This window comes from Nocardiopsis listeri, assembly GCF_020741345.1.
Taxonomy (GTDB): Bacteria; Actinomycetota; Actinomycetes; order Streptosporangiales; family Streptosporangiaceae; genus Nocardiopsis; species Nocardiopsis listeri_A.
In genome coordinates, this window is sequence record NZ_DYZD01000034.1 from 1 (window position 1) to 21984 (window position 21984).

The 21984-nt window shown below is 67.5% G+C and carries 23 protein-coding genes; 14 read left to right on the forward strand and 9 right to left on the reverse strand.

Features of this window, described 5'->3' with window-relative positions:
• A partial coding sequence (locus K8V84_RS01635) for an ABC transporter permease (RefSeq protein WP_304069478.1) occupies positions 1 to 463 on the reverse strand: 463 nt, incomplete at its 3' end.
• Positions 464 to 495: 32 nt separating this feature from the next.
• Between K8V84_RS01635 and K8V84_RS01640 the strand changes: the two genes are divergently transcribed.
• From K8V84_RS01640 to K8V84_RS01650, 3 genes are all read left to right on the forward strand, one after another.
• Positions 496 to 846, forward strand: a complete 351-nt coding sequence (locus K8V84_RS01640) for a hypothetical protein (RefSeq protein ID WP_304069480.1) — start codon at positions 496 to 498, stop codon at positions 844 to 846.
• Between the two features lie 237 nt (positions 847 to 1083).
• Positions 1084 to 2289 carry a sensor histidine kinase gene (locus K8V84_RS01645; protein WP_304069482.1) on the forward strand — a complete coding sequence of 402 codons (1206 nt, stop codon included), beginning with the start codon at positions 1084 to 1086 and terminating at the stop codon, positions 2287 to 2289.
• Complete coding sequence (locus tag K8V84_RS01650; RefSeq protein ID WP_304069484.1) at positions 2286 to 2939, forward strand: response regulator transcription factor; 654 nt, start codon at positions 2286 to 2288, stop codon at positions 2937 to 2939. Before K8V84_RS01645 ends, K8V84_RS01650 begins: the two co-directional genes overlap by 4 nt.
• A 58-nt stretch (positions 2940 to 2997) precedes the next feature.
• Here the strand turns inward: K8V84_RS01650 and K8V84_RS01655 are convergent, their stop codons facing one another.
• The gene (locus K8V84_RS01655; RefSeq protein ID WP_304069486.1) at positions 2998 to 3609 is read right to left on the reverse strand and encodes a transcriptional regulator; all 612 of its coding nucleotides are present in this window, start codon (positions 3607 to 3609) and stop codon (positions 2998 to 3000) included.
• A 135-nt stretch (positions 3610 to 3744) separates the two neighbouring features.
• Between K8V84_RS01655 and K8V84_RS01660 the strand changes: the two genes are divergently transcribed.
• Positions 3745 to 5235: an alpha/beta hydrolase gene (locus K8V84_RS01660; protein ID WP_304069488.1), complete on the forward strand. Its 1491-nt coding sequence runs from the start codon at positions 3745 to 3747 to the stop codon at positions 5233 to 5235.
• Here K8V84_RS01660 and K8V84_RS01665 read toward each other — a convergent pair.
• Positions 5225 to 6052: a hypothetical protein gene (locus K8V84_RS01665; RefSeq protein ID WP_304069490.1), complete on the reverse strand. Its 828-nt coding sequence runs from the start codon at positions 6050 to 6052 to the stop codon at positions 5225 to 5227. The genes K8V84_RS01660 and K8V84_RS01665 overlap by 11 nt on opposite strands.
• A 147-nt stretch (positions 6053 to 6199) precedes the next feature.
• On the opposite strand from K8V84_RS01665, the gene K8V84_RS01670 reads away from it, so the two are divergent.
• From K8V84_RS01670 to K8V84_RS01680, 3 genes are read left to right on the forward strand one after another with little or no spacing between them, the layout of a single operon-like run.
• The gene (locus tag K8V84_RS01670) at positions 6200 to 7960 is read left to right on the forward strand and encodes a carbon starvation protein A (RefSeq protein ID WP_304069491.1); all 1761 of its coding nucleotides are present in this window, start codon (positions 6200 to 6202) and stop codon (positions 7958 to 7960) included.
• A gap of 3 nt (positions 7961 to 7963) precedes the next feature.
• Positions 7964 to 8245 (forward strand): cory-CC-star protein, encoded by a 282-nt coding sequence (locus K8V84_RS01675; protein WP_304069493.1) that lies wholly within the window; start codon positions 7964 to 7966, stop codon positions 8243 to 8245.
• A gap of 53 nt (positions 8246 to 8298) precedes the next feature.
• A complete protein-coding gene (locus tag K8V84_RS01680; protein WP_304069495.1) occupies positions 8299 to 9186 on the forward strand; it encodes an ArsA family ATPase in 888 nt (295 codons plus the stop codon).
• A gap of 95 nt (positions 9187 to 9281) precedes the next feature.
• Here the strand turns inward: K8V84_RS01680 and K8V84_RS01685 are convergent, their stop codons facing one another.
• Genes K8V84_RS01685 through K8V84_RS01695 form a run of 3 tightly spaced genes read right to left on the reverse strand, consistent with a single transcriptional unit; the run spans position 9282 to position 12391 of the window.
• A complete protein-coding gene (locus tag K8V84_RS01685) occupies positions 9282 to 9944 on the reverse strand; it encodes a sulfotransferase family protein (protein ID WP_304069498.1) in 663 nt (220 codons plus the stop codon).
• Positions 9941 to 11254: an activator-dependent family glycosyltransferase gene (locus K8V84_RS01690; RefSeq protein WP_304069500.1), complete on the reverse strand. Its 1314-nt coding sequence runs from the start codon at positions 11252 to 11254 to the stop codon at positions 9941 to 9943. Before K8V84_RS01690 ends, K8V84_RS01685 begins: the two co-directional genes overlap by 4 nt.
• Before the next feature lie 27 nt (positions 11255 to 11281).
• Positions 11282 to 12391 carry a DegT/DnrJ/EryC1/StrS family aminotransferase gene (locus K8V84_RS01695; protein ID WP_304069502.1) on the reverse strand — a complete coding sequence of 370 codons (1110 nt, stop codon included), beginning with the start codon at positions 12389 to 12391 and terminating at the stop codon, positions 11282 to 11284.
• 230 nt (positions 12392 to 12621) lie between these two features.
• On the opposite strand from K8V84_RS01695, the gene K8V84_RS01700 reads away from it, so the two are divergent.
• Genes K8V84_RS01700 through rfbB form a run of 3 tightly spaced genes read left to right on the forward strand, consistent with a single transcriptional unit; the run spans position 12622 to position 14954 of the window.
• A complete protein-coding gene (locus K8V84_RS01700; protein ID WP_304069504.1) occupies positions 12622 to 13041 on the forward strand; it encodes a cold shock domain-containing protein in 420 nt (139 codons plus the stop codon).
• A 49-nt stretch (positions 13042 to 13090) separates the two neighbouring features.
• Positions 13091 to 13978, forward strand: a complete 888-nt coding sequence (gene rfbA, locus K8V84_RS01705; RefSeq protein WP_304069506.1) for a glucose-1-phosphate thymidylyltransferase RfbA — start codon at positions 13091 to 13093, stop codon at positions 13976 to 13978.
• 7 nt (positions 13979 to 13985) lie between these two features.
• On the forward strand, positions 13986 to 14954 hold the full coding sequence (gene rfbB / locus K8V84_RS01710) for a dTDP-glucose 4,6-dehydratase (protein WP_304069507.1): 969 nt from the start codon (positions 13986 to 13988) through the stop codon (positions 14952 to 14954).
• 59 nt (positions 14955 to 15013) lie between these two features.
• Here rfbB and K8V84_RS01715 read toward each other — a convergent pair whose 3' ends face one another.
• On the reverse strand, positions 15014 to 16399 hold the full coding sequence (locus K8V84_RS01715; RefSeq protein WP_304069508.1) for an NDP-hexose 2,3-dehydratase family protein: 1386 nt from the start codon (positions 16397 to 16399) through the stop codon (positions 15014 to 15016).
• The gene (locus K8V84_RS01720; RefSeq protein ID WP_304069509.1) at positions 16399 to 17625 is read right to left on the reverse strand and encodes a class I SAM-dependent methyltransferase; all 1227 of its coding nucleotides are present in this window, start codon (positions 17623 to 17625) and stop codon (positions 16399 to 16401) included. The genes K8V84_RS01715 and K8V84_RS01720 overlap by 1 nt, the downstream gene beginning before the upstream one ends.
• 550 nt (positions 17626 to 18175) lie before the next feature.
• Between K8V84_RS01720 and K8V84_RS01725 the strand changes: the two genes are divergently transcribed.
• Genes K8V84_RS01725 through K8V84_RS01740 form a run of 4 tightly spaced genes read left to right on the forward strand, consistent with a single transcriptional unit; the run spans position 18176 to position 21644 of the window.
• A complete protein-coding gene (locus tag K8V84_RS01725; protein ID WP_304069510.1) occupies positions 18176 to 19051 on the forward strand; it encodes an ABC transporter ATP-binding protein in 876 nt (291 codons plus the stop codon).
• Complete coding sequence (locus K8V84_RS01730) at positions 19048 to 19803, forward strand: ABC transporter permease (RefSeq protein ID WP_304069511.1); 756 nt, start codon at positions 19048 to 19050, stop codon at positions 19801 to 19803. The genes K8V84_RS01725 and K8V84_RS01730 overlap by 4 nt, the downstream gene beginning before the upstream one ends.
• A 15-nt stretch (positions 19804 to 19818) precedes the next feature.
• Entirely contained in the window at positions 19819 to 21042 is a 1224-nt protein-coding gene (locus tag K8V84_RS01735) for a sensor histidine kinase (protein ID WP_304069513.1), read from the forward strand.
• Positions 21039 to 21644, forward strand: coding sequence for a response regulator transcription factor (locus K8V84_RS01740; RefSeq protein WP_304069515.1), 606 nt, complete (start codon positions 21039 to 21041; stop codon positions 21642 to 21644). The genes K8V84_RS01735 and K8V84_RS01740 overlap by 4 nt, the downstream gene beginning before the upstream one ends.
• Before the next feature lie 29 nt (positions 21645 to 21673).
• Here K8V84_RS01740 and K8V84_RS01745 read toward each other — a convergent pair.
• The coding region (locus K8V84_RS01745; RefSeq protein ID WP_304069517.1) for a dTDP-4-dehydrorhamnose 3,5-epimerase family protein at positions 21674 to 21984 on the reverse strand (311 nt) is incomplete at its 5' end.

A 21984-nucleotide genomic window follows, 5' to 3' on the forward strand; every position in this document is an offset into this window, starting at 1 on the left:
CTACCGCCACCAGCAGGGCCAGGCTCGACGCAAGACCGTAGGCGATGGCCTGTTCCGTGTCCCCTCGCGCGGTCGCGACCACCAGCACGACGCCCAGGAGTCCGGCGCAGACCGCGACCCACAGCCGCCACCTCGGCACCGTTTCGTCCTCGGCCCCTTCCGGGCGCAGCGCCTCCAGAGGTGCCACCGCCGCGCCCTTGCGGGAGGCCCCCAGGACCCCGGTGACCGCCGTGGCGAGTCCGATCAGCACCGACACCAGGACGGGCAGGGCCACCGAACGCACCTCCCGGTAACGGGAGAGCAGTCCACCGTCGATCATCCACCCGCCCAGCAGATGTGCCCCGAGGATCCCGAGCCCAGAGCCCGCCAGGGAGGCGCCCACCCCCACGATCGCGGCCTCCCCGAGCAGCATTCGACGCACCTGACGCGGGGTGGCGCCCACGGCGCAGCAGCGCCAGTTCACGACGGCGCACCGAGACCTGGAAGGTGAAGGTGGTGCCGACCACGAACACGGAGACGAACACGGCCAGCGCGCCGATCAGGACCAGCAGCTGTTGGCCGCCCCAGTTGTTGGACGCGTCGAACTCCGACTCCATCGCGCCGCGTTCGTCGTCGGTGTACACGTCCGAGGCCGGGCCCACCACGTCCCGCACCAGGTCGCCGATGCTCGTGGTGTCGGCTTCGGCCGCCGTGACCACACCGATGAGGGACACTCCGGCCGCGCTCTTCTCGGCCAGAGGGTCCGGGACCAGGACGTCGTCGCCGTCGGTGACGCCGGAGACGGTCATGGGCCGTTCGGCGCCGGCCGTCAACACGTCGACGGTGTCGCCCACCGAACGCCCGTAGGAGGCGGGCAGCACGACCTCGTCGTCCTCGGACGGCCCCGCGCCGTCGAGCAGCTTCGTGCGAGTAACGCTTGGTCACGGAGTCGATGCGCAGGGCGTCACGTGTGGCGCCGAGTGTCGCTTTCATTTACCGAGCACATCGGATCGGGCGGGTCCCGCGCGGGTGCCCGTGGTGGAGACTCGGAGGTAGACCCTGCTCTACCGCGCGATCGCCCTCGTGCGGGCTACCGTCGAGCGGGTGAGCCCCCCGAACCTGCGTGCGGCGATCACGCTCGCGCCCCACCGCTTCCTGCTGTCGGCGTGGCCGTGGCGGGCCCTGGCGTACGTCTCGGCCGGCACCGTGGGCGGCGTGCTCATCGTCGCAAGCGTGGATCTCCTGCTGAGATACACCACCATCACCGAGTGGCCGTGGTACTGGGAGCCGGTCGTGATCCTCGTGGTCCTGGTGGCCGGCCCCGCCGGTACACCGCTGGTGGCGCCTTGGGGTCGGCTCTGTGAGGGTTTGGTCGGGGAACGGCTGGAACGGCCGACGGCTACGGGCTCCTCACCCCGCCTGTGGCGCGACCTCGTGTACACACTGCTGAGCCTCACGGTGCTCTGCGTGCTGGACCTGGCGGTGATCGTGGTGGCTCTGGGAGTCCCCCTCGCGGGTGTGCTCAACTTCGTCGACGCCCCACACCTGAACGTCCACGAACGGTGCGCCTCCGTGTTCGGATGGGCCGTCCTGTGGCCGGTCGGGCTCTACCTGATCGCGGGATGGGCGGCGACACGTTCGGAGATCGCCCGCGCCGTGCTCTCCCCGCGCGAGGGCCGTCTGGTCGCGGAGCTGCGCGACGTCACCAGTTCCCGCGCGGCGCTGGCCGCCGCCTTCGACGAGGAACGCCGACGCATCGAACGCGACCTGCACGACGGTGCCCAACAACGCCTGGTCGCGGTGAAGACCACTTTGGGCTTGGCCCGGCTGGACCTGCCCGCCGACTCCCCGGCGGCGAACGCCGTCAGGGAGGCTCAAGCACAGGTGACGGAGGCACTGAGCGAACTGCGGGACCTGGTGCGCGGCATCCATCCCCAGGTGCTCACCGAACGGGGGTTGCGGGCCGCCCTGTTGGATGTGTCCGCCCGCTCCGCGTCGGAGGTGGAGATCGATCTCGACCTGGCCGAACGTCTTCCGGGAGCGGTGGAGTCCACCGCCTATTTCGTGGTCTGCGAGGCCATCGCCAACGCCGGCAAGCACGCGCCCGACGCCACCGTTCGGGTAACGGGCGGGGTACGGGACGGAGGACTGTGGGTGGACGTTACCGATGACGGACCCGGAGGCGCGAACCCGGACGGTGGCGGGCTGAGCGGCCTGCGGCACCGGCTGGCGGTGCTGGCGGGCGAGTTGACCGTGGACAGCCCGCCGGGCGGGCCGACCACCGTGCGATTGGAGATCCCGGAACGATGACGCGCGCACTGGCCGTGGTGGTCGCGGACGACTCCGTCCTGCTCCGCGAGGGTGTGGCGGGGGTGTTGGGCAGGTTCGGGCACGAGGTGGTCGCCGCGGTCGGCGACGCCGACGCCTTGGAGGGGGCGGTGCGCGAACACGACCCGGACCTGGTGGTCACGGACGTCCGCATGCCTCCGGGTTACGCCGACGAGGGGCTGCTGGCCGCGGTGCGGATCCGCCGCGAACGTCCCGGTCTGGGGATCATCGTGCTCAGCCAGTACGTGCAGCCCGCCTACGCTTCGGACCTGCTGGAGATCGACGCGCCGGGAGGGGTGGGCTACCTGCTCAAGGAGCGTATAGGCGACGTGGAGGAGTTCGCCGAGGCGGTCACCAAGGTCGCCTCGGGCGGCACGGTCCTGGACCGGGAGGTGGTCCGGGTGATGCTGGCGGCCCGCTCCAGCCCGCTGAACCGGCTGGCGCCCCGGGAACGCGAGGTGCTGTCCCTCATGGCCCGGGGAGAGTCCAACGCGGCCATCGCCCGCCTGCTGGTGGTGTCGGACGCGGCGGTGAGCAAGCACATCGGGTCGATCTTCACCAAGCTGGACCTGGACCCCCGGGTGGACGGCCACCGTAGGGTCCTGGCCGTCCTCGCCTACCTCGACCGCTGACCCGTCCAGGGGGCGGCGACGACCGCCGGGACGGTCGGGATCGCCCGGGCGCGGGTGCTCAGGCCCGCTCCTGGTGGCCTTGCGAGTCCGAGGCGCTGTCGGAGGTCGAGGGGAAGGCCAGGAAGCGGGTGACGACGGTACGGGCCCCCTCGGGCATCTGCTCCGGGGCGCGTTGGTAGCGCTTGAGCAGGGCGATGTACTCCTCGAAGAAACCGAACAGCTCCTCCGGTGTCACCTGGATGCTTCCGCTGGAGAAGGGGAACGCGTCGCCCCAGGCCCCGTCCTCGGCGGTGGCCTCCAAGGCACGGTTGAAGTCCTCGAAGTCGCGGGTGAACGTGGACCGGGCGTACTCGTCCAGCGCCTGACGGAAGGCCTCTTCCTGGGCGCTGCGCGGTGGGAAGCGCAGGTCGTGCCGGGGAGTGCGCCACCAGCGCTCCCGGCCGTGTGATCCCTCGGGCGGTTCGGTCTCCTCCACCAGCCCGTTCCGGGCCAGTTCACGCAGGTGGTAGCTGGTGGCGCCGGTGTTCAGACCGAGCTCGCGGGCAAGGGAGGCCGAGGTCGCGGGACCGTGCTCGCGCAACCGGGCGAGGATGCGTTGCCGACGTGGATGCGCGAGCGACTTCAGGACCGACGGGTCGTCGATCGTCCTGGGTTCCGAGGCTGGGCTCATGGGGCTCAACGTAGTTGTGCACAGGTTTCTGTGCAAGCCCTTGACCAAGAGCGCGAGGTGTGCACAATAAGTTGTGCAAAGAGTTTTGTGCACGGGTGTCCGTGTGCGAGATCCGAGTGGAGACGAGGTGACCCCATGCCCGCCCCCCGTAGGCGAGCGGCGCTTTTGAAGGCGCTGCTCCCCCTTCCGGTACTGCTCTTGGGTGTGTTCCTGGCCCTGCCGGCCCGAGCCGCCCCCGGCGATCCCGGTGACGTGCCCCGAGGGGAGGGGAACAAGGAGGAGGCGACGGGAGTGACCAGGGAGGAGGTGGAGTTCATCGCGGGGGAGCGCACCGTGCGCGGGGCGGTGCTCGCCCCGGAGGCCACGACGGAGACGCACCCGGGAGTGGTGCTCGTCGCCGGCTCCGGCGAGGGCGTGCCGCTGGAGGCGTACCTGCCCATCGCCGAGGCCTTCGCGGCGGCCGGGGTGGTCACCCTGGTCTACGACAAGCGGGGGGAGAGCGACGGATACGGCCTCTTCGGGGCCTCCCTGCCGGACCTCGCCGATGACGCCCTCGCAGGGGTCCGGCTCCTCCGTGAACGTTCCGACGTCCGTTCCGATCTGGTCGGGGTGCACGGCCACAGCGAGGGTGGATGGACCGTCATCGAGGCGGGGGTCCGGTCGGCGGAGGTGGACTTCGTGGTGGCGGCCGCTCCCAGCGCACTGCCGCCGGACCGCACCCAGATCTGGATGAACCAGGTCCAGCTGCGGCACGCGGGGGTCTCCGATCGGCTGCTCGACGACCTGGGCGGACGCCTGACCCGTCACGTGGTGGGTGCCGAGGCCTTCCGCCTGGCGGGCCACGACCCTCTGCCCGACCTCGCCCGACTCGAACAGCCCTTCCTGGGGGTGATCGCCGAACACGACCGCAGCACTCCACCGGGGCAGACCCTGGAGCTGTACCGGGACACCCTGTCCGGGAGCGGGCACCCCCACCACACCCTCCGAGTGATTTCGGGGGTGGGCCACGGGATGGAACCGAGCCCGGACGGCTTCGTCGAAGGCGATACCGATCTGGATTCGCTGTTCGGGGACCTGGCACCGGAGTACGTGGACACGGTCACCGGCTGGGTGCACGGTCTGGCCGCCGGTGAACCGCCGGGTGGGTCGGACGCGCCACCCGCGCAGGACCTGGAGAGCGTCGAACAGCCACCGGCCGGCTCCGGAGCGCTGTGGCTCCTCGTCGCTTCCGGTGGCGGCACCCTGGTCTGCTTCTCCGCCTACCTCGGGACCGGCTTGATCGGCAGGATCCGTGGGCGCCGGAGCCGGCTGCCCGCGGCCGGTGCCCGGCGGGTGCTGGCCGTCCTCGGGTTGTCGCTGCCACCCCTGACCGTGGTCTACCTGGGGTGGATCATGATGACCGCCGGAACCGAGGTCGGCGCGGTGGTGTTCGGCCGACCACTGCCCTGGCTGGGGTTGCAGCTGGGTGCGTTGACCGCGCTGGGCGCCACCGCGGCGCTGCTCCTGGCCTGCTGGAGCCGACCAGACCGCCTGACCGGGGTCGATCGGGCCCGACTCGGTCTGCTGTTGGTGGGCGCCACCGCCCTGCTTCCCTGGGCGGTGACCTGGGGGCTGCTCACCCCATGAGCCCCCCGGCACGACGACGGCGTTCGGCCTCGGCGATGCCTCGACGGCAGGATCGGGCCAGGGAGCGGTGGTTGGAGTAGCGTTCCAGGAGGCTGTAGGGAGGCAGCGGGCCGGCGGGCCCTTCGCCCACGGGGGTGCCCTCGGCCTGGTCCACCAGCAGGGACTCGCCGTTGAGCCGCCCCGAACGGGACCAGCGTTCCCAACGTTCGAAGTCGGGGCTGTGCTGGTGAGAGAAGACGAAGACCGGCTCGTCGGCTCCCGCCAGAAGCCCTCCACCGCGATCCCACAACTCGATGTTCGACCCCGATTGGTCGGACCACCGGTCGGCCGTGACCACGCCGACCTCCGGGCGACCGTGGTGGTCGCGCACCAGGAGCGCGTCCGTGGCCCGGGTTCGGGGATGGAGTTCACGGGTGCTCTCCACCGAGGCGAGCGTCACGATCATCCTCGGGACCCACCACCAGTTCTCCCGGCGGGCGATGAGGCTGTCCCCACGAAGCCGGGTGGGCGGGTGCTTGAGCGCCTCCTGCTCGACCAGGGACTCCGCGAACTCCCGCCCCTCCAGGTCTTCGAGCACCTCGACGGGTCCGCTGCCCGCCAGCCCCACCTGACCGCCGGCCCCCTGGTCGGTCACGCTGAACGCGGCGTGCCGGCCATCGAGGGTGAGGGCGAGGTCGGCCATCGAGTAGGGCAGGGCGACGCACACCCGGTCGCGCAGCGTCAACGGGACCACCGGGATGCCGGTGGGTCCGGACGGAGAGATCCAGCTGAGTTCCGCGACGGTGGATCGCTGCCAAACCGTGATCAGGTCAGTCAAGGTCAGACCTTATAAGTGAGGAATGTCGCATGTTAATTTCTGGTGACCCTAACCCATGGTCCGATCAGGCGTGATCACCGGGCGACGGGTCCGAGTCGACGATCACGCCGAGTCTCGGGCCCGGAATGCGGAAGGTAGGCCACGGCCATGCCCGCAGCCCTCGTCCTACTCGCGTCCGTGGCGGTGTTCGCACTCGGCTACCGCTACTACTCGCGATATCTCGCGGAGAAGGTGTACGCGCTGGAACCGGGGTTCGTCACCCCCGCGCACACCTACAAGGACGGCATCGACTTCGTGCCGACCAACCGTCACATCGTCTTCAGCCACCACTTCATCTCGGTCGCCGGCGCCGCTCCCATCGTCGGTCCGGCCGTCGCCGTGTTCTGGGGGTGGGGACCCGCGCTCGCGTGGATCCTCCTCGGTACCGTGTTCGCCGCCGGTGTCCACGACTTCGGTGCCCTCGTGGTGTCCGTCCGGCACAAGGCGCGCAGCATCGGCACCCTGGCCGGAGACGTCATCAGCAAGCGTTCACGGACGCTGTTCCTGGTGATCATCTTCTTCCTGCTGACCATGGTCAACGCCGTGTTCGCCGTGGTCATCTCCAACCTGTTCGTGAACTACCCGGCCGCCGTCCTCCCGGTCTTGGTGGAGATCCCGCTCGCGATCGCGGTCGGACAGATCGTCTACAAGCGCCGCACCGCGGCCCTGGTGCCGTCGATCATCGCCCTGGCGTTGGTGTACGTGTGCATCCCTTTGGGGGTGATGTTCCCGATCGACATCACCGGCGTCTCCGAGGCGATGGGGATGACCCCCAACACTGTGTGGATCATCCTGCTGTTCGTCTACGCCTTCATCGCCTCCCGCATTCCGGTGTGGATGCTGCTGCAGCCGCGTGACTACATCAACCTGCACCAGATGATGCTGGCCTTCGTGGTCATCTTCCTCGGCGTCGTCGTCGGCTGGGACACCATCGTCGCCCCGGTGATCAACAGCGACATCCCGGCGGACTCCCCACCGTGGTTCCCGTTGCTGTTCATCACCATCGCCTGCGGTGCGATCTCCGGATTCCACAGCCTGGTGGCCTCCGGTACGACCGCCAAACAGATCGACAAGGAGACCGACTCCCGATTGGTCGGGTACATGGGCGCCGCCGGTGAGGGCACGCTCGCGGTCTGCTCCGTCCTGGCCTGCACCGCCGGTGTGGTCGCCGCCTCCACCTCTCCGACGGCCGACTGGAACGGTCTGTACAGCGACTTCGGTTCGGCCTCGGCGGGGGCCACCGGCAACTTCGTCGAGGGTGTGGGGCGGTTCGCCAACAACCTCGGCGTTCCGCTGGAGATCGGTGTCATCTTCGCCGTCGTCGTGGTGGTCAGCTTCGCCGCGACCACCATGGACACCGGTGTGCGCCTTCAGCGCTACATCGTCCAGGAGATCGCCGAGATCGTCCGGTTCCGTTTCCTGGCCCGCAACCTCACCGTGGCGACGCTGATCGCCACACTCGTGCCGCTGGGTCTGGCGCTCATCCCGGGTGACTTCGCCTTCGGTACGTTGTGGCAGCTGTTCGGCACCACCAACCAGCTCACCGCCGGTCTGGCGCTCGCCGTCATCGCGGTGTGGGTCACCAAACGCCGCCGCAACCCGCTGGCGATCCTCATCCCACTGGTGTTCCTACTGGTCATGACCTCGTGGGCGCTGATCGTCAACCTGATCGCGTTCGTGCGCTCCGACGACGTCATCGACCGTTTCCTGCTGGCGCCGATCGACTTCGTCATCTTCGCGCTGGCCATCTGGCTGGTGGTCGAGGCCTCCATCGCGCTGCGCAAGGCCTTCGCCGCGCGCCACCTGCCGCAGACCGAGGCCACCGAGTCCGAAGAGACCACCGAGACCTCCGACCCGAAGGAGAAGTAGGACGTGAACCCGCTGGGTGCGCTCTCTCGCGCATACGACGCCTGGAAGAGGTTGGAGGCCTTTCACGAGGAGGTCTTCACCGCGAAATGGCGGCAGGAGGTGCGTCGGGAGGCGCGCACCCAGCACGACACGCTGCGCGCCCTTCTGCTCCTGGAGACTCTGGGGGTGGAGGGGCCGGTCTCCTATGAGACCCTCGACCTGATCCCCTACATGGTGGCCGACCTGCACGAATGGCACCAGCGCATGGGGCGGGACGACCTTGGCGGACCGGGGGTGTGCTGTTGAGGTTCCGTCGGTCCGCACCAGCGAAGAAGGACTCCGACACCCCCGATACCCCGGTGGCACCCTCCATCGTCTTCTTCGGCGGCAAGGGCGGGGTCGGCAAGACCACCATGGCCGCAGCCCACGCACTCCACTTCGCCGACCGCGGCCTGCGCACCCTGCTGCTGTCCACCGACCCCGCGCACTCCCTCGGCGACGTCCTCGCGACGCCCCTCGGTGACACGCCCGTCCAGGTCGGCGAGAACCTGTGGGTGCGCGAACCGGACGCCGACGCGGCCCTTCGCCGCAGGGTCCGGCGGATCGGTGACGACGCCGCCCGAGCGTTGCCCCGCGAGATCCTGCCCGCGGTCTCCCGCCACCTCGATCACGCCGCGGCCGGCCCCGGAATGGCCGAGTCCGCACTGGCCGACCTGCTCATGGACACCATGGAGGAGGTCCCCGACCGGTGGGATCGCCTGGTCGTGGACAGCGCCCCCACCGGTCACCTGATGCGCCTGCTCCACCTGCCCGAACTGCTCACCCCCTGGGTACAGGGGTTGGCCCGCCAACGCGAGCGTGCCGTCGACGCCGACCGCTTCGCCGTCGGTGTCATCGGCGGCACACGGGAGGGCGCCGAGGACCCGCTGTTGGAGAAGCTGCACGCCCGCCGCCGCAGACTCGAACGCGCGGCGGCCCGGCTACGAGAGGACGCCGAGGTCCGGCTGGTCCTGGTGCCGCGCCGTATGGTCCTGGCCGAGACCGACCGCGCGGCCAGGGAACTCGCCGACACCGGTTTTCGCCTGGGCACCGTCGTGGTCAACCAGGTCCCCGCCGACGTCGACCCCGAGGTCATCGGGGACGTCCGTGCCCGCTTCACCGAACAGGGCACCGTCGAGTCACCGCTGACCGACCGCGAACCCATCGGCCCCGATGCCCTGCGCGACCTCCTCACCCACCTGGCCTGAGGCCGGTACCCGTGCGTGAGGGCCCGCCACCCCGAAACGGGAGCGGGCCGCCCCAGGACAGGGCGACCCGCTCGCGACACGGTCCAGTGCCTTCCTCAGCGTGAGGACATCAACTTCTGGATGTGCTTGTTGGATTCCTTGCTGAACTCACTGCGCTTGTTCAACCGGGGGAAGGACGTGTTCGGCACGGGGACGTCCAGGAACTCGCAGAGCGGCTCCCATCCCTGCCCCAACTCATAGACGAGGAGGCGATCCGGGGAGATCGTCGCTCGGACCTCGGCGATGTGCCGCTCGAACACCGAGATCATGTGCTGCTTGTCGTGGACCGAACCGCCGAAGACGCGGTCGACCACACTGGCCCGGTCCATCCGGAGGAACGCCCTCAGGTCAGGGCTCTGCCGCTCCGCGAGCCAGGTCAGCGGTCGGACCCAGGGGTTCCGCTTGAACACCGTCTGCTGGGTGCTCTCGTACCACTTGTTCGGATCACGGACGGTGAGCACGACCTTCGCCTCGGGGTAGTGCTCCGAGAGTTCCCGCCAGTAGGCCGCCGTGGGCCAGTCGACGCCGCTCTCGTACCCGGCGAACAGCGAGTCCCAGTCCTCGGAACGGCCCTCGACGACGTCGAGCCACTTGTGGATCCGCTCCGGTCGCTCGGCGATCTCGTACATGTGGTCGCACGGACCGAACCCGATCTGCTCCAGCGCCACCTTGAGGGAGTAGGTTCCGGTACGGCCGAACCCCGCTCCAATGACCTTCATGCCCGACCACCCGTCCACGTTCTCGGGGTGTTCGCGCCGTCCGAATCCCTGCGGTGCCGGTGCGTCAACCGTTCGAGGTCGGCCACGATGTCGTTCGGGGTCGCCGTCATCACCATCTGTTGTTGAAGGTCCCAGGCCTTCTCCCTGAAGGAGCGCTCTTCGAGGAGTCTCGTCAGGGACTTTCGGATCGTGCCGGTGTCGGCCTCCAACGCGTGGTGGAACAGTCCGGCGCCGGCCTGGGCCAAGTGCTCGGCCCGCACCCACGCGTCCGCGTGCCTGATGGGAAGGAGGAGCTGGGGTACGCCGTTGAGGGCGGCGGTGGAGGCGGCACCGAACCCACCGTGGTGGATCAGGACGGAGCAGGTGGGCAGGAGCATGTGGAACGGTACGAAGTCCACGAGACGGATGTTCTCCGGTACCGTTCCCAGCTGCTCCCGCTCGTCCTCGCTCAGGACGGCCACGACTTCGACGTCCATCTCGGCCAGGGCCTCGATGGTCGCCTTGACCGGGAAGATGCTGCTGTTGAGTTTCGCGTCGAGTGACCCGCGACCGGAGAGCGCGACCCGGGGCCGCACGGGCTGTTCGTGGATCCACGAAGGGGCGGGGCGCCGCGTGTGGAACGGCACGTAGCGCACCGGAAGGCGCGGTGTCTCCAACTCGAACTGGAGGGAGTCCGGAACCAGGTCGATGGTCCACTGACCGGTCAGGATCTCCTCGGAGAACTCGGCTCCGACCTCCTGCAAGGCGGGCGTGAGCCAATCCCGAAGGGGGTCGTGCCGCTCCTCCGGAGGCTGTTCCATGCTCAGCCGCTGCCAGGTCCGGTACATCGTCGAGTAGATGTCGACCGACCACAGCAACCGGGCGTGCGCGGCCCCGACCGCCTCCGCCGCGACGGCTCCCGCGTAGGTGAGCGGATCCCAGATCACCAGATCCGGTTTCCACTGCCGCGCGAAGTCGACCAGGCCTTCGAGGATCGGGTCGTTGTAGGGCTGGAGCCCGTACGGCACCGAGGCCTGGTACTTGATCAGCACCTCCGGCCAGGTCAGGGACTCGTCGAAGGGGTGGCTCCAGTCGGCGATCTCGTTCTCGATCGACCCGCCGGCCTCCGACTCCGCTGCACGCAGCAACTCGTCCATGCCGTGGTCCTCGCCGACCGCGACGGGCGGCAGCCCGGCGGCGGCGATCAGGTCGGTCATCGCCGGTCCGCTGGCCACCCGTACTTCGTGGCCCGCGGAGATCAGTGCCCAGGCCAGCGGGACCTGGGGGTCCAAGTGCGAAGGTTCGCCGATGGTGGCGAAGAGAACACGCATGAGGCAAGTTCCGGTTTCTGTCGGAGGTCAGGCGGCACCGAGGACTTCGCGCATGGCCTTGATGACCTGCTCCTGACGGTCCTCGGGAAGGGAGGGGTACATGGGAAGGGAGAAGATCTCCCCGGAGAGCCGCTCGGTGACCGGAAGCGAACCCTTCTCGTAGCCCAGGTGGGAGAACCCCGTCATGGTGTGCACCGGCCACGGGTAACTGATGTTGAGCGAGATCCCGTGGGATCGAAGCTCGGAGATGATCTCGTCGCGTCGCGGATGCCGGACCACGTAGACGTAGTACACGTGCTCGTTGCCGTCGTTGACGTGGGGAAGGACCAGTTCGGTGTCGGAGAGGGCCTCCGCGTAACGACGGGCGACCCGACGGCGCCCTTCCGTGTAGGCGTCGAGCCTGGTCAGCTTCCGACGAAGGATCTCGGCCTGGACCTCGTCCAGACGGCTGTTGTGGCCGGGGGTGTCGACCACGTAGTACTGGCTCTCCATGCCGTAGTAGCGCAGTCGGCGCAGCGACGCTTCGGCCTCATCGTCGTTGGTGAGGACCGCGCCCCCGTCACCGTAGGCACCGAGGACCTTGGTGGGGTAGAAGGAGAAAGCCGATATCTTCCCGAAGGTGCCGGCCAACCGGCCCCATCGGCGCGCTCCGTGCGACTGGGCGCAGTCCTCCAGGATCGGGATGCCGTGCCGGTCGGCGATGGACTGGATGGTGTCCATGTCCGCGCACTGACCGTAGAGGTGCACCACCAACAGGCACCGGGTGCGTTCGGTGATCTGCTCTTCGATCAGGTCCGTGTTCACGAGGTAGTCGGCTTCGTTCACGTCGACGAACACCGGCTTCGCACCGATCTGGTCGATCGCGATGACCGTCGGCGCGGCGGTGTTGGAGACGGTGATGACCTCGTCGCCCGGGCCGACGCCCAGGGCGCGCAGGGCCAGGACCAGGGCGTTGGTCCCGTTGTCGACGCCGATGCCGTGCGGCAGGCCGTGATAGCCCGCGAACTCTTCCTCGAACGCGCGGACACTGGGTCCCATGATCAGCTGTCCGGACTCGAACACCTTGACGACGGCGTCGAGGATTTCTTCCTTCTCGCGCTCGTACTCGTCAAGGTAGTTCCACACGTAAATACTCATGGATCCCCTAGCCTGCCTGAATTTCACTTCACCCTTTCGTGAGGGCACACTCATGAAAATATATGGATGACCACCTGGACATTTCCAGGCCCGTGGGATTTTTAAGGGCCCCTAGGAAGCGTGGGAGGGGACGGCGTCCGAAGACTAGGGGGTGCAAGGGGTTCCGGTCGTGGTTTCGGCTGTGCAAGCCTACTTTTGATCTGGTCGCCTTGAAGATTGATGGTGTTCTGGTGGAGACAGGAGTAGTCGTACGGTTCGACGAGGAACGCGGTTATGGATTCATCGAACCGGACTCCGGCGGCGAGGATGTCTTCATCCACGCCTCGGGGCTGGAGGAGGAGCTGAAATCCGAACTCCAGGCCGGACGAAGGGTCCGGTTCGACGCGGTCAACGGGCACCGTGGCCGAAAGGCCTTCGAGGTCCGATTGCTCGAACCCACCGACGAGGACGTCGGCCTACCCGCCGGCGTCACGAACGGTGAGTCGGGTGTGGGGTCCGCGACGCAGGGGCCGGACCTCTCCCGGGACGAGCTACGGCATCTGCTCACCGAGGAGTTCCTCGAAAGGGTGCCCGACCTGAACGGTGCTCAGATCGTGGCTCTGCGTGAGGTGGTCGGCGAGATGGCGCTGGAACGAGGCTGGGTCCGGTGAACGGCGCGGTCCCGGCACATGGCCGTTCAGGTGCCGGAGAGGACACCCCATGAAGGGCATCCTTCTCGCGGGTGGGTCGGGAACCCGGTTGCACCCGGCGACGATATCGATCTCCAAGCAGATTCTGCCGGTTTACAACAAGCCGATGATCTACTATCCGCTTTCCGTCCTGATGCTGGCCGGAGTGCGGGATATCCTGATCATCACGACGCCCCGCGACATGGCGCTTTTCAGGGGCCTGTTGGGCGACGGATCCTGGTTGGGGATCAACCTGACCTACGCCGAACAGACCAAGCCTCGGGGGATCGCCGAGGCGTTCGTCCTCGGAGCCGATCACGTCGGTGACGACAGTTCGGCGCTGATTCTGGGCGACAACATCTTCCACGGTCCGGTCTTCTCGTCCATCCTCCAGGACAAGGCGCAGGATGTCGACGGATGTGTTCTCTTCGGCTACCCGGTCAACGATCCTTCGCGGTACGGGGTCGGCGTGACCGACGACCAGGGCAGACTCACCGATCTCCAGGAAAAGCCGGCCGAGCCGCGTTCCAATCGCGCCGTCACCGGTCTCTATTTCTATGATTCCACGGTGGTCGACATCGCGAAGGATATTCGACCCTCGGAGCGCGGGGAACTGGAGATCACCGATGTCAACCGTATCTACATGGAGCAGGGACGGGCCGAAATGGTGGACCTCGGTCGAGGGTTCGCCTGGCTGGACACGGGAACGCACGATACCTTCCTGCAGGCCTGCCAGTTCGTCCAGGTGATGGAACAGAGGCAGGGAATCCGTATCGCATGCCTGGAGGAGGTGGCTTTGCGGATGGGGTACATCGATGCCGAATCCTGTTATCGACTGGGGGCGGCGTTGGGCGGAAACGATTACGGAAACTATGTCATGAGAATTGCAGAAGAAAAGGCGATGGGGAAACTGGAGTAGAAGTCTCATGCGAATCATGGTCACCGGTGGCGCCGGTTTCATCGGATCCCATTTTCTGCACAACCTTCTCGACGGACGTTACCCGGATCTGCCCGCCACCGAGGTGGTGGTCGTCGACAAACTCACCTACGCGGGCGATCACCGGTTGTTCACCGGACGGGTCGACCCGCGCATCCGTTTCGCCGAGATCGACATCTGTGACCCAACGGTCGATGAGCTGATGAAGGGTGTGGACCTGGTGGTCCACTTCGCCGCGGAGTCCCACGTCGACAGGTCCATCGTGGACTCCGCCGCCTTCGTCAGGACGAACGTGCTCGGTACCCAGAACCTCCTGGAGTGCGCGCTCCGGAACGGGGTCGGCAAGTTCGTGCACGTCTCCACCGACGAGGTGTACGGTTCCATCGCCAAGGGCTCCTGGGACGAATGGTGCCCGTTGGAGCCCAACTCGCCCTACGCGGCGTCGAAGGCCGCTTCCGACCTCCTGGTGCGGTCCTACCACCGCACCCATGGCCTCGACGTCTCCGTGACCCGCTGCTCCAACAACTACGGGTCGCGACAGTACCCGGAGAAACTGATCCCCCGCTTCGTCACCAACCTCTCCCAGGGGCGGAGCGTGCCGCTGTACGGTGACGGCTCCAACGTCCGCGAGTGGCTGCACGTGAGCGACCACTGCTGGGGGGTGGCGCTCGTGGCGAAGGGCGGCCGGCCGGGAGAGGTCTACAACATCGGCGGCGGCAGCGAACTCACGAACCGGGAACTGGCGGACATCCTCGTGGAGCACACCGGGGCCGATCCGAGCCTGGTCGTGCGGTCGAAGGACCGGCTCGGGCACGATCTGCGTTATTCCGTGGACTACAGCAAGATGTTCGACGAGTTCGGCTACGAACCGCGTGTGGAGATCTCCGAAGGACTGAGGTCCACGGTGGAGTGGTACCGCGAGAACCAGGACTGGTGGGAGGGCTTCGGGGTGCGCTGAACCGGCCGGACCACGAGGGTGAGCACCCCCTCTCGTGGCCCGGCCGGAACCTTTCGGTGCTACCCGTCGGCCGGTGATCCGTGGAGGCCGGAGAGGCTTCGGACACAGGCGACCAGACTTCGAGCCTGGATGTTCAGGTAGTGGCTGTGCCGAAGAAGGGCGTCCACCTGAGGAAGCGACACCCACAGGTGATCGGGGAGGTCCTCCTCCGGGAGCGGCCGCTCTCCGCGTTCCACCACGAGGTTGCGTGTTCGAGCGTGGAAGAAGCGGCCTCCCTCCTCGGACTGGACGGCGTCGAAGAGGATCCTGGATCCCGCGGCCTTCGACATCCCGTCCGACCACGACCGGCGTGAGCCGGACCCGATCTCGTCCTCGCACTCGAGCTGGAGCGTCGGGCCCAGTTCGACGGTCTCCCGCAGACCGGGTTCGGCGGTCGTCCTCAGGAGCAGGTGCGGGACCCCGTTCGCCCGGCGTGTCACCACGGCCGCCAAGCCGAGCCCACGGGGTTCGATCATCGGTTGCGACCACTTCCTGACCTCTCGGCCCCTCGTCGCCACGTCGACACCGATCACCCTGAAGTGCCGGTCCTCCCGGTGCCTGATCTCCCCCGCCGTTCGGTGCCATCCCTCGATCGTCCGCAACGGTACGGGCGAGGCGGACATGGTGGTCCGTGAGCGGGCCGCGGTGATCGTGCTGAGGATCTCCGACATCGGAAGCAGAGCGCCGTCGTCGGGGTCACGCGTGTGGGACGGCAGACAGGAGAGTACGGTCCTGGTGTCCATGTTCACCAGGTCGTCCTCGGCGAGCAATTCGTGTACCTGCTTCAAGGTCAGCCAGCAAAAGCCCTCCCGCAGCGGGACGTCCTCGTCACCGGCGAGCACCACCATGTTCCGGTTGTGCTTGCGGAGGAACCACGAACCCTGCTCCGACTGGAGCGAGTCGGCGAGGACGCTCCTCGCCGGGGGATCCAGGAAGTACTCCACGTAGGGCACGGACCGGCCACGGTGCACCCCCGTGTAGTTGCTCCGGGTCGCCTGGACGGTGGGGGAGAGCTGGATGAGGTTGACGTTCCCCGGTTCCATCTTCGCCTGCATCAGCAGGTACGGCACACCGTCGAACTCCTTGATCAGGATGCCGAGGACACCGATCTCCGGTTGGTCGATGATGGGTTGGGACCAACCGGGCTCCTCGCGGTTGTCGGGATCGCGGACCTGAAGGCCGCGCACACTGAAGAACCCACCGCTGTGGTGCCCGATGTCGCCGGTGCCCGGCGCCTCGTCCCAACCCTCGAGACCGTCCAGCGGTGCCCTGTTCACCTGTACACCGGTGTGCGCGGCCAGTGCGGAGAACCACTCCCGGACCTCGTCGGGGCCGAACCGCCCGGGTGTCTCCACCGACGCGGAACGGGCGACGACGTCGACGGCCCACCCCGTCAGCGCCGCCATCAGGAGACGGTGACGTCGGGAACGTAGCGGATCCACCTGCCCCCGGATGCCCGGAACCCCTCCTCCTTGGCCATGATCTCCTCGGCGTGGTTCCAGGCGAAGAGCAGCGCGTAGTCGGGGTAGGGGTCGGTGAAGGCCTGTGCGGGTCGCACCGGGATGTGCATGCCCGGAGTGAGCCGTCCCTGCTTGGCCGGCGTGGTGTCGCAGACGAACTCCACCAGGTCGGGGCCGATCCCGAAGTAGTTCGCGACGGTCGCGCTCTTGGCGGTGGCCCCGTACGCGACGACGGTCTTGCCCTGCTCCTTCAGATCCTTCAGCAGGCCGACGAGGTCGTCCCGAATCGCGTCGACCTTGGCGCTGAACGCCTCCAAGGTCTCCAATTTCGCGACCCCTGAGGCGTCCTCCTCGGAGATCAGCTCGGAGACGGCCAGGCTCGGCGTGCGGGCGCCGGCGTGGGCGAGCGTGTAGCGCACCTCGCCACCGTGGACGGGCAGCCGTTCGACCTCGACCAACTCGAGACCGTATCGGGCGGCCAGCGCCTGTACCGAGCGCGCGGTGAAGTAGTAGTAGTGCTCGTCGTAGATCTGGTCGAAGGAGTTGCGCCGGAGAACGTCCCCGAAGTAGGGGTCCTCGAAGACGAAGACACCGTCCTTCGCCAGGAGCAGCGCGATCCCCTGGAAGACGGAGTCGAGGTAGGGGATGTGGCACAGGGTGTTCGCGGCGTAGATGACGTTCGCGGGGCCGTCCTCGGCCATGATGCGTTCGGCGCTCTCCTTCTCGAAGAAGTCGACCAGCACCCGAACGCCCTGCTCCCGAGCCGTCTCACCGACCCCGCCGGAGGGGTCGACGCCCAGGTGGCGGACCCCGGCGTCGGCGATGGTCCGCAGCATCGTCCCATCGTTGCTGCCGAGTTCGATCGCGAAGGTGTCCTCGCCCTTGAGGTGGGTGTTGAGGAAGCGGCGAGCGATGGACGCGAAGTGCTCGCGCATGACGCTCGACCCCGCGGAGACGTAGGGATAGTCCTCGTTGAACATCAGTTCACGGGGCACCTCCTCCATGAGCTGCACCATCGTGCAGCTCTCGCAGATGCCCGTGGCCAGCCTGAAGAAGGTCTCGCCCTCGATGTCCTCCGGTCGCACGAATCGGTTGGACAGTGGTTGGCGTCCGAAGTCGATGAACTCACGCAGTGTTCCGGAACAGATTCGGCATGTGGAGCCCGCGGGCATTTCGTCCTCCTCAGGAGAAGCAACCAGGGTTCGGTCGACCACCGGCCCGGCATCCGGGAAACGGCGCAAGCCGATTTTTCGCACGATCAATGCGCTCCGGTTCCGGAGCGCAGATTCTCGGTTCATGTTTCCCTGGTGGAGGGCTTGAATGCCACCCGTATTTTTCCTTTCCGGGTCCGCGTTCGTTGATAGGGGTCGGCTAGGGGGTCCAAGGTCTTCGGCGGGCTCTCAGGCCCTGGTATACCGAGAGAACCCGATCCGTGTCCTCGCTGGAGACGCGGGTGGGGCAGGGCTCTTCGACAGTGCGTCCTCTACTCCTTGTCCGGAACAGATGATGTTCGTTCCGGTGGCCTGTGCATCGTGATTCGTGCAGGGCGCGCTACACGGGTGACAACGGAGATGACAATCATCATGGTCGACCCGTGATAGACGATCTAGGCGGGTCGGTCGCCGTGACCACATAATCGGTTCCATGGAAAACGGACAGGATAGAGGAAAGGTGCGATCGGTCGTGCGTGTCGGTGATACTCCAGCACTGTACATATCGGGGTTGCGCAAGAGTTACGGGACGGTGCACGCGGTCGATGGCATCGACTTGACCATCGCACCGGGTGAGGTCGTGGCGCTCTTGGGGCCCAACGGGGCGGGCAAATCGACCACCATCGACATGATCACCGGCCTCACCCGCCCGGACAAGGGCGAGGTCCTGGTCTTCGGCGCGGAACCGGGCGAGGCGGTGAAGGAGGGGCGGATCGGGGCGATGCTCCAGGACGGGGCCCTGCTCGACGATGCCACCGTAGGGGAGATGGTGGCGATGGTGGCGTCCCTCCACCGTTCCCCGCTCACCGTTACCGAGGCCTTGAACCGGGCTGGTATCGAGGACCTGGCCCGGCGCAGGTCGACCAAGCTCTCGGGCGGCCAGAAACAGCGTGTCCGTTTCGCCATCGCGATGGTCTCCGACCCGGACCTGCTGATCCTCGACGAGCCGACGGCAGGCATGGACGTCGCCACCCGGAAGTACTTCTGGGAGTCGATGAAGAAGTTCACCCAGAGCGGGCACACCGTCATCTTCGCCACCCACTACATGGAGGAGGCGGAGGAGGTCGCCGACCGAATCGTCTTCCTCCGGGACGGGAAGGTGGCCGCGGACGGGAGCGTCGAAGAGGTCAGGGCGCTCGCGGAGGGACGGACCCTGACGGCCACCGTCCCCGACGTGTCCCAGGAGGAGGTCCTGGAGTTGCCGTTCGTCGTGAGCGCGGACGTGCGCCTGGACAAGGTGGTCATTCTCAGTTCCAACTCCGACAGAACGCTCCGGGCCCTCCTGGACCGCTTCCCGGAGGCGGTGAACATCGAGGTGGTCGGCGTCGGTCTGGACGAAGCCTTCCTCGTCCTGACCGGCAACGTAGATGAGGACGAACAGTCATGAACGTCGGATACCTGAAGCTGGAGCTTCGCCGGGTGCTCAGGGAACCCGGAACCCTTCTCTTCGTCCTCGGTTTCCCGGCCGCTTTCTACGTGCTGGAAGTGATCATCTTCCAGGCCGAGTGGCCCGACTCCCACGACGCCTACGACCCGGCCACGATCCTCATGCCGAGCATGGCCGCCTGGGGCGTACTGATCTCCGGAATGCTCGTCGGCGCGCGAGTGGTCAACGAGCGGCAGGCGGGCTGGCAGCGTCAGCTCCGGCTGACACCCCTGTCGAGTTCGGGCTACCTCTTGGGGAAGGTCTCCGTCGGCATGTTGGTGGCCGTCCCGCCACCGCTGGCGGTCGCCTTCGTGGCCGCCGCCTTCCTGGGAGTGCGTCTCGACCCGGCCGCCTGGGTCTCGGTGACCCTGCTCGTGACTCTGGGAGGGTTGCCCTTCGCCATCCTGGGTCTCCTCGTGGGGCAGGTGGGAACGCGCGAGAACGTCCAGCAGATCACGATCATCGGCATGCTCGTACTCGCGATCTTCGGTGGGTTGTTCATCCCCCTCCAGACCCTTCCGGAGTGGTTCCTCTACGTGTCCTACGTGACCCCGAGTTATTGGTTGGCGGAGTTGGGCAAGTCCGGGATGGCCGCCGCCATCGGTGTGGAGGCGCAGCCCCTTCTCCACTCCGCGGCGGCGCTCACGGCGTGGACGGTGGCTCTCGCCGTGGCCGTGGGCTGGCGCTATCGTCATGACTCCGCACGTACCTGACCGGAACGGCTCTTCATGAACCATCCAGGCGCGCAGGAACGGCCGACCGCATCGCTGGGACGATCCATCGATGAGGTCGGCCGGCGACTTTTCGACCCGCCCTCCCACTCCTCCCATGGCAGCGGGGCACTGTGGGTCTCCGCCGGATTGACCCTGTTGTTCAGCCTGCTGATGCTGCCGTACGGGCTGGCCGTGGCGGAGGGACCGGACACGGAACCGGGCGCGTGGGTCCTCGGGATCGGGTTCGCCTACGTCGTCTCCTATCTGATCTTCGTGATCCTGGGGGAGTCGAAGGCGTGGTTCGTGCGGATGCTCATGTGCGCCCTGCTCCTGGCCCTGGGCGGCGCGCTGGTCACACTCGCCGGGTTGGAGAACGCATGGGTCCTGGTCTTCGCCCTCTGCGTGATCACCGCCTTCTCCCGGACCGTGGTGGCGACCGGTGTGGTGCTCCTGGTGGTCGGTGTCCTCGCCGGCGTCGCGTTCTTCACCGGGGAGATCACCGCGGTGCTCTCCGACCTGGTGCTACTGGCCTCCGTCGGCATCGCGATGATCCTGTTCATCCGCCTGGTGGACGCCAACGGGGAGCTGCGCAGGGCCAGGGACGAGGTGGCGGAGTTCGCCGTCGTGAAGGAACGTGAACGTGTCGCCCGGGAACTCCACGACATCCTGGGCCACAGCCTCACCTCCATCACCGTCCAGGCGGGGGTACTCCGACGTGTCCTCGAACACGCCGGACACGAGCAGGAGGCGCGACAGGCGGGAGAGGTCGAACAGGTGGCCCGGCAGTCGCTCTCGGACGTTCGAGCCACGGTGTCGGACTACCGATCGGTGACGCTGGCGGGTGAGATCGCGGGGGCCGGAGTCGTCCTCCGCTCCGTGGGGATCGTTCCACGCCTTCCGCGAGCGGTCGACGAGGTCTCTCCGGACGCGCAACGGGTGCTCGGCTACGTGGTCCGAGAGGCGGTGACGAACGCGGTACGGCACTCGGAAGCCACGGTGGTCGAGATCCGCCTCGACAGGAACGGCGTGGAGGTGCTGGACAACGGTCCGGGCGTTGGACGCGTGGTCAAGGGGAATGGTCTGCGCGGCCTGGAGGAGAGGATCACGGACCAAGGGGGCGAACTCAGGTTCGGTCGGCGCCCCGACGGAGGGTTCTACGTGGCGGCGGCCCTTCACCCCGAGGACGACTTCGAGGGTGGCGGATCGGCTCCACCGGAGATTGATGGGAGCAACGAATGATCCGTGTCCTGCTGGCGGACGACCAGGCGTTGATCCGCGGTGCGCTCGCCGCCATGCTCGACCTCGAATCCGACATCACGGTCGTGGCCCAGGTGGGCACGGGGGAAGAGGTGCTCGCCGCAGCTCGTGAGACGACTCCGGACGTGGCCCTGCTCGACATCCAGATGCCCGGCAAGGACGGGTTCGCCGCCGCGGAGGAGCTACGCCGAAACGTGCCGGGGTGCCGGGTCCTGATCTGCACCACCTTCAGCCGGCCCGGCTATCTGGTTCGCGCCATGTCCGCCGGAGCCACGGGTTTCATGGTCAAGGACGCACCTCCCGAGGAGCTGGCGAAGGCCGTGCGCAAGGTGAGCAAGGGGGTCAGGGTCGTGGATCCGACACTGGCCGCGGAATCCCTCACCCACGGCATCAACCCCCTCACCTCCAGGGAGAAGCAAGTACTCCTGGGGGTGCTGGAGGGGGACACCATCACCGAAACGGCCAAGCGGTTGTTCCTCAAGGAGGGGACGGTGCGCAACCACCTGTCCTCGGCGATCGGCAAGACGGACACCCGGACCCGGTCCGAGGCGGCCCTGGTGGCTCAGGGCCGCGGGTGGCTGTGAGCGGTGGGGCGCTCCCGGGCCGGGTGCCCTCAGGCCTCGGTCAGGCCCTTCTCCCCGGCGATGGAGTCCTCGTACGTGGGCAGCAGCCCCGCTTCGAGCGCCTTCGCCACCGTGGGGGCCGAAGCGTCACGGGCGGACCGGATGAGACCCGATCCTTCCGGTAGGGGTAGCCCCAACTCCGGATCGTGGACGTCGACCCCCAGCTCGTTCGCGGGCACGTACTCCTCCGAGAGGAGGTAGGTGATCACCGTCCCCTCCTCGAGTGCCAGTACGGCGTGTCCCACCCCGACGGGAAGGTAGACCGCCTTCGGTGAGTCGGGGCCGATGAGCACCGAGTCCC

Excerpts from the sequence above, each read along its gene's own strand:
- K8V84_RS01650 (WP_304069484.1), top strand. The coding sequence starts at position 2,286 with ATGACGCGCGCACTGGCCGTGGTGGTCGCGGACGACTCCGTCCTGCTC.
- K8V84_RS01655 (WP_304069486.1), bottom strand. The coding sequence starts at position 3,609 with ATGAGCCCAGCCTCGGAACCCAGGACGATCGACGACCCGTCGGTCCTG.
- K8V84_RS01660 (WP_304069488.1), top strand. The coding sequence starts at position 3,745 with ATGCCCGCCCCCCGTAGGCGAGCGGCGCTTTTGAAGGCGCTGCTCCCC.
- K8V84_RS01670 (WP_304069491.1), top strand. The coding sequence starts at position 6,200 with ATGCCCGCAGCCCTCGTCCTACTCGCGTCCGTGGCGGTGTTCGCACTC.
- K8V84_RS01685 (WP_304069498.1), bottom strand. The coding sequence starts at position 9,944 with ATGAAGGTCATTGGAGCGGGGTTCGGCCGTACCGGAACCTACTCCCTC.
- K8V84_RS01690 (WP_304069500.1), bottom strand. The coding sequence starts at position 11,254 with ATGCGTGTTCTCTTCGCCACCATCGGCGAACCTTCGCACTTGGACCCC.
- K8V84_RS01695 (WP_304069502.1), bottom strand. The coding sequence starts at position 12,391 with ATGAGTATTTACGTGTGGAACTACCTTGACGAGTACGAGCGCGAGAAG.
- rfbA (WP_304069506.1), top strand. The coding sequence starts at position 13,091 with ATGAAGGGCATCCTTCTCGCGGGTGGGTCGGGAACCCGGTTGCACCCG.
- rfbB (WP_304069507.1), top strand. The coding sequence starts at position 13,986 with ATGCGAATCATGGTCACCGGTGGCGCCGGTTTCATCGGATCCCATTTT.
- K8V84_RS01715 (WP_304069508.1), bottom strand. The coding sequence starts at position 16,399 with ATGGCGGCGCTGACGGGGTGGGCCGTCGACGTCGTCGCCCGTTCCGCG.
- K8V84_RS01720 (WP_304069509.1), bottom strand. The coding sequence starts at position 17,625 with ATGCCCGCGGGCTCCACATGCCGAATCTGTTCCGGAACACTGCGTGAG.
- K8V84_RS01730 (WP_304069511.1), top strand. The coding sequence starts at position 19,048 with ATGAACGTCGGATACCTGAAGCTGGAGCTTCGCCGGGTGCTCAGGGAA.
- K8V84_RS01735 (WP_304069513.1), top strand. The coding sequence starts at position 19,819 with ATGAACCATCCAGGCGCGCAGGAACGGCCGACCGCATCGCTGGGACGA.
- K8V84_RS01740 (WP_304069515.1), top strand. The coding sequence starts at position 21,039 with ATGATCCGTGTCCTGCTGGCGGACGACCAGGCGTTGATCCGCGGTGCG.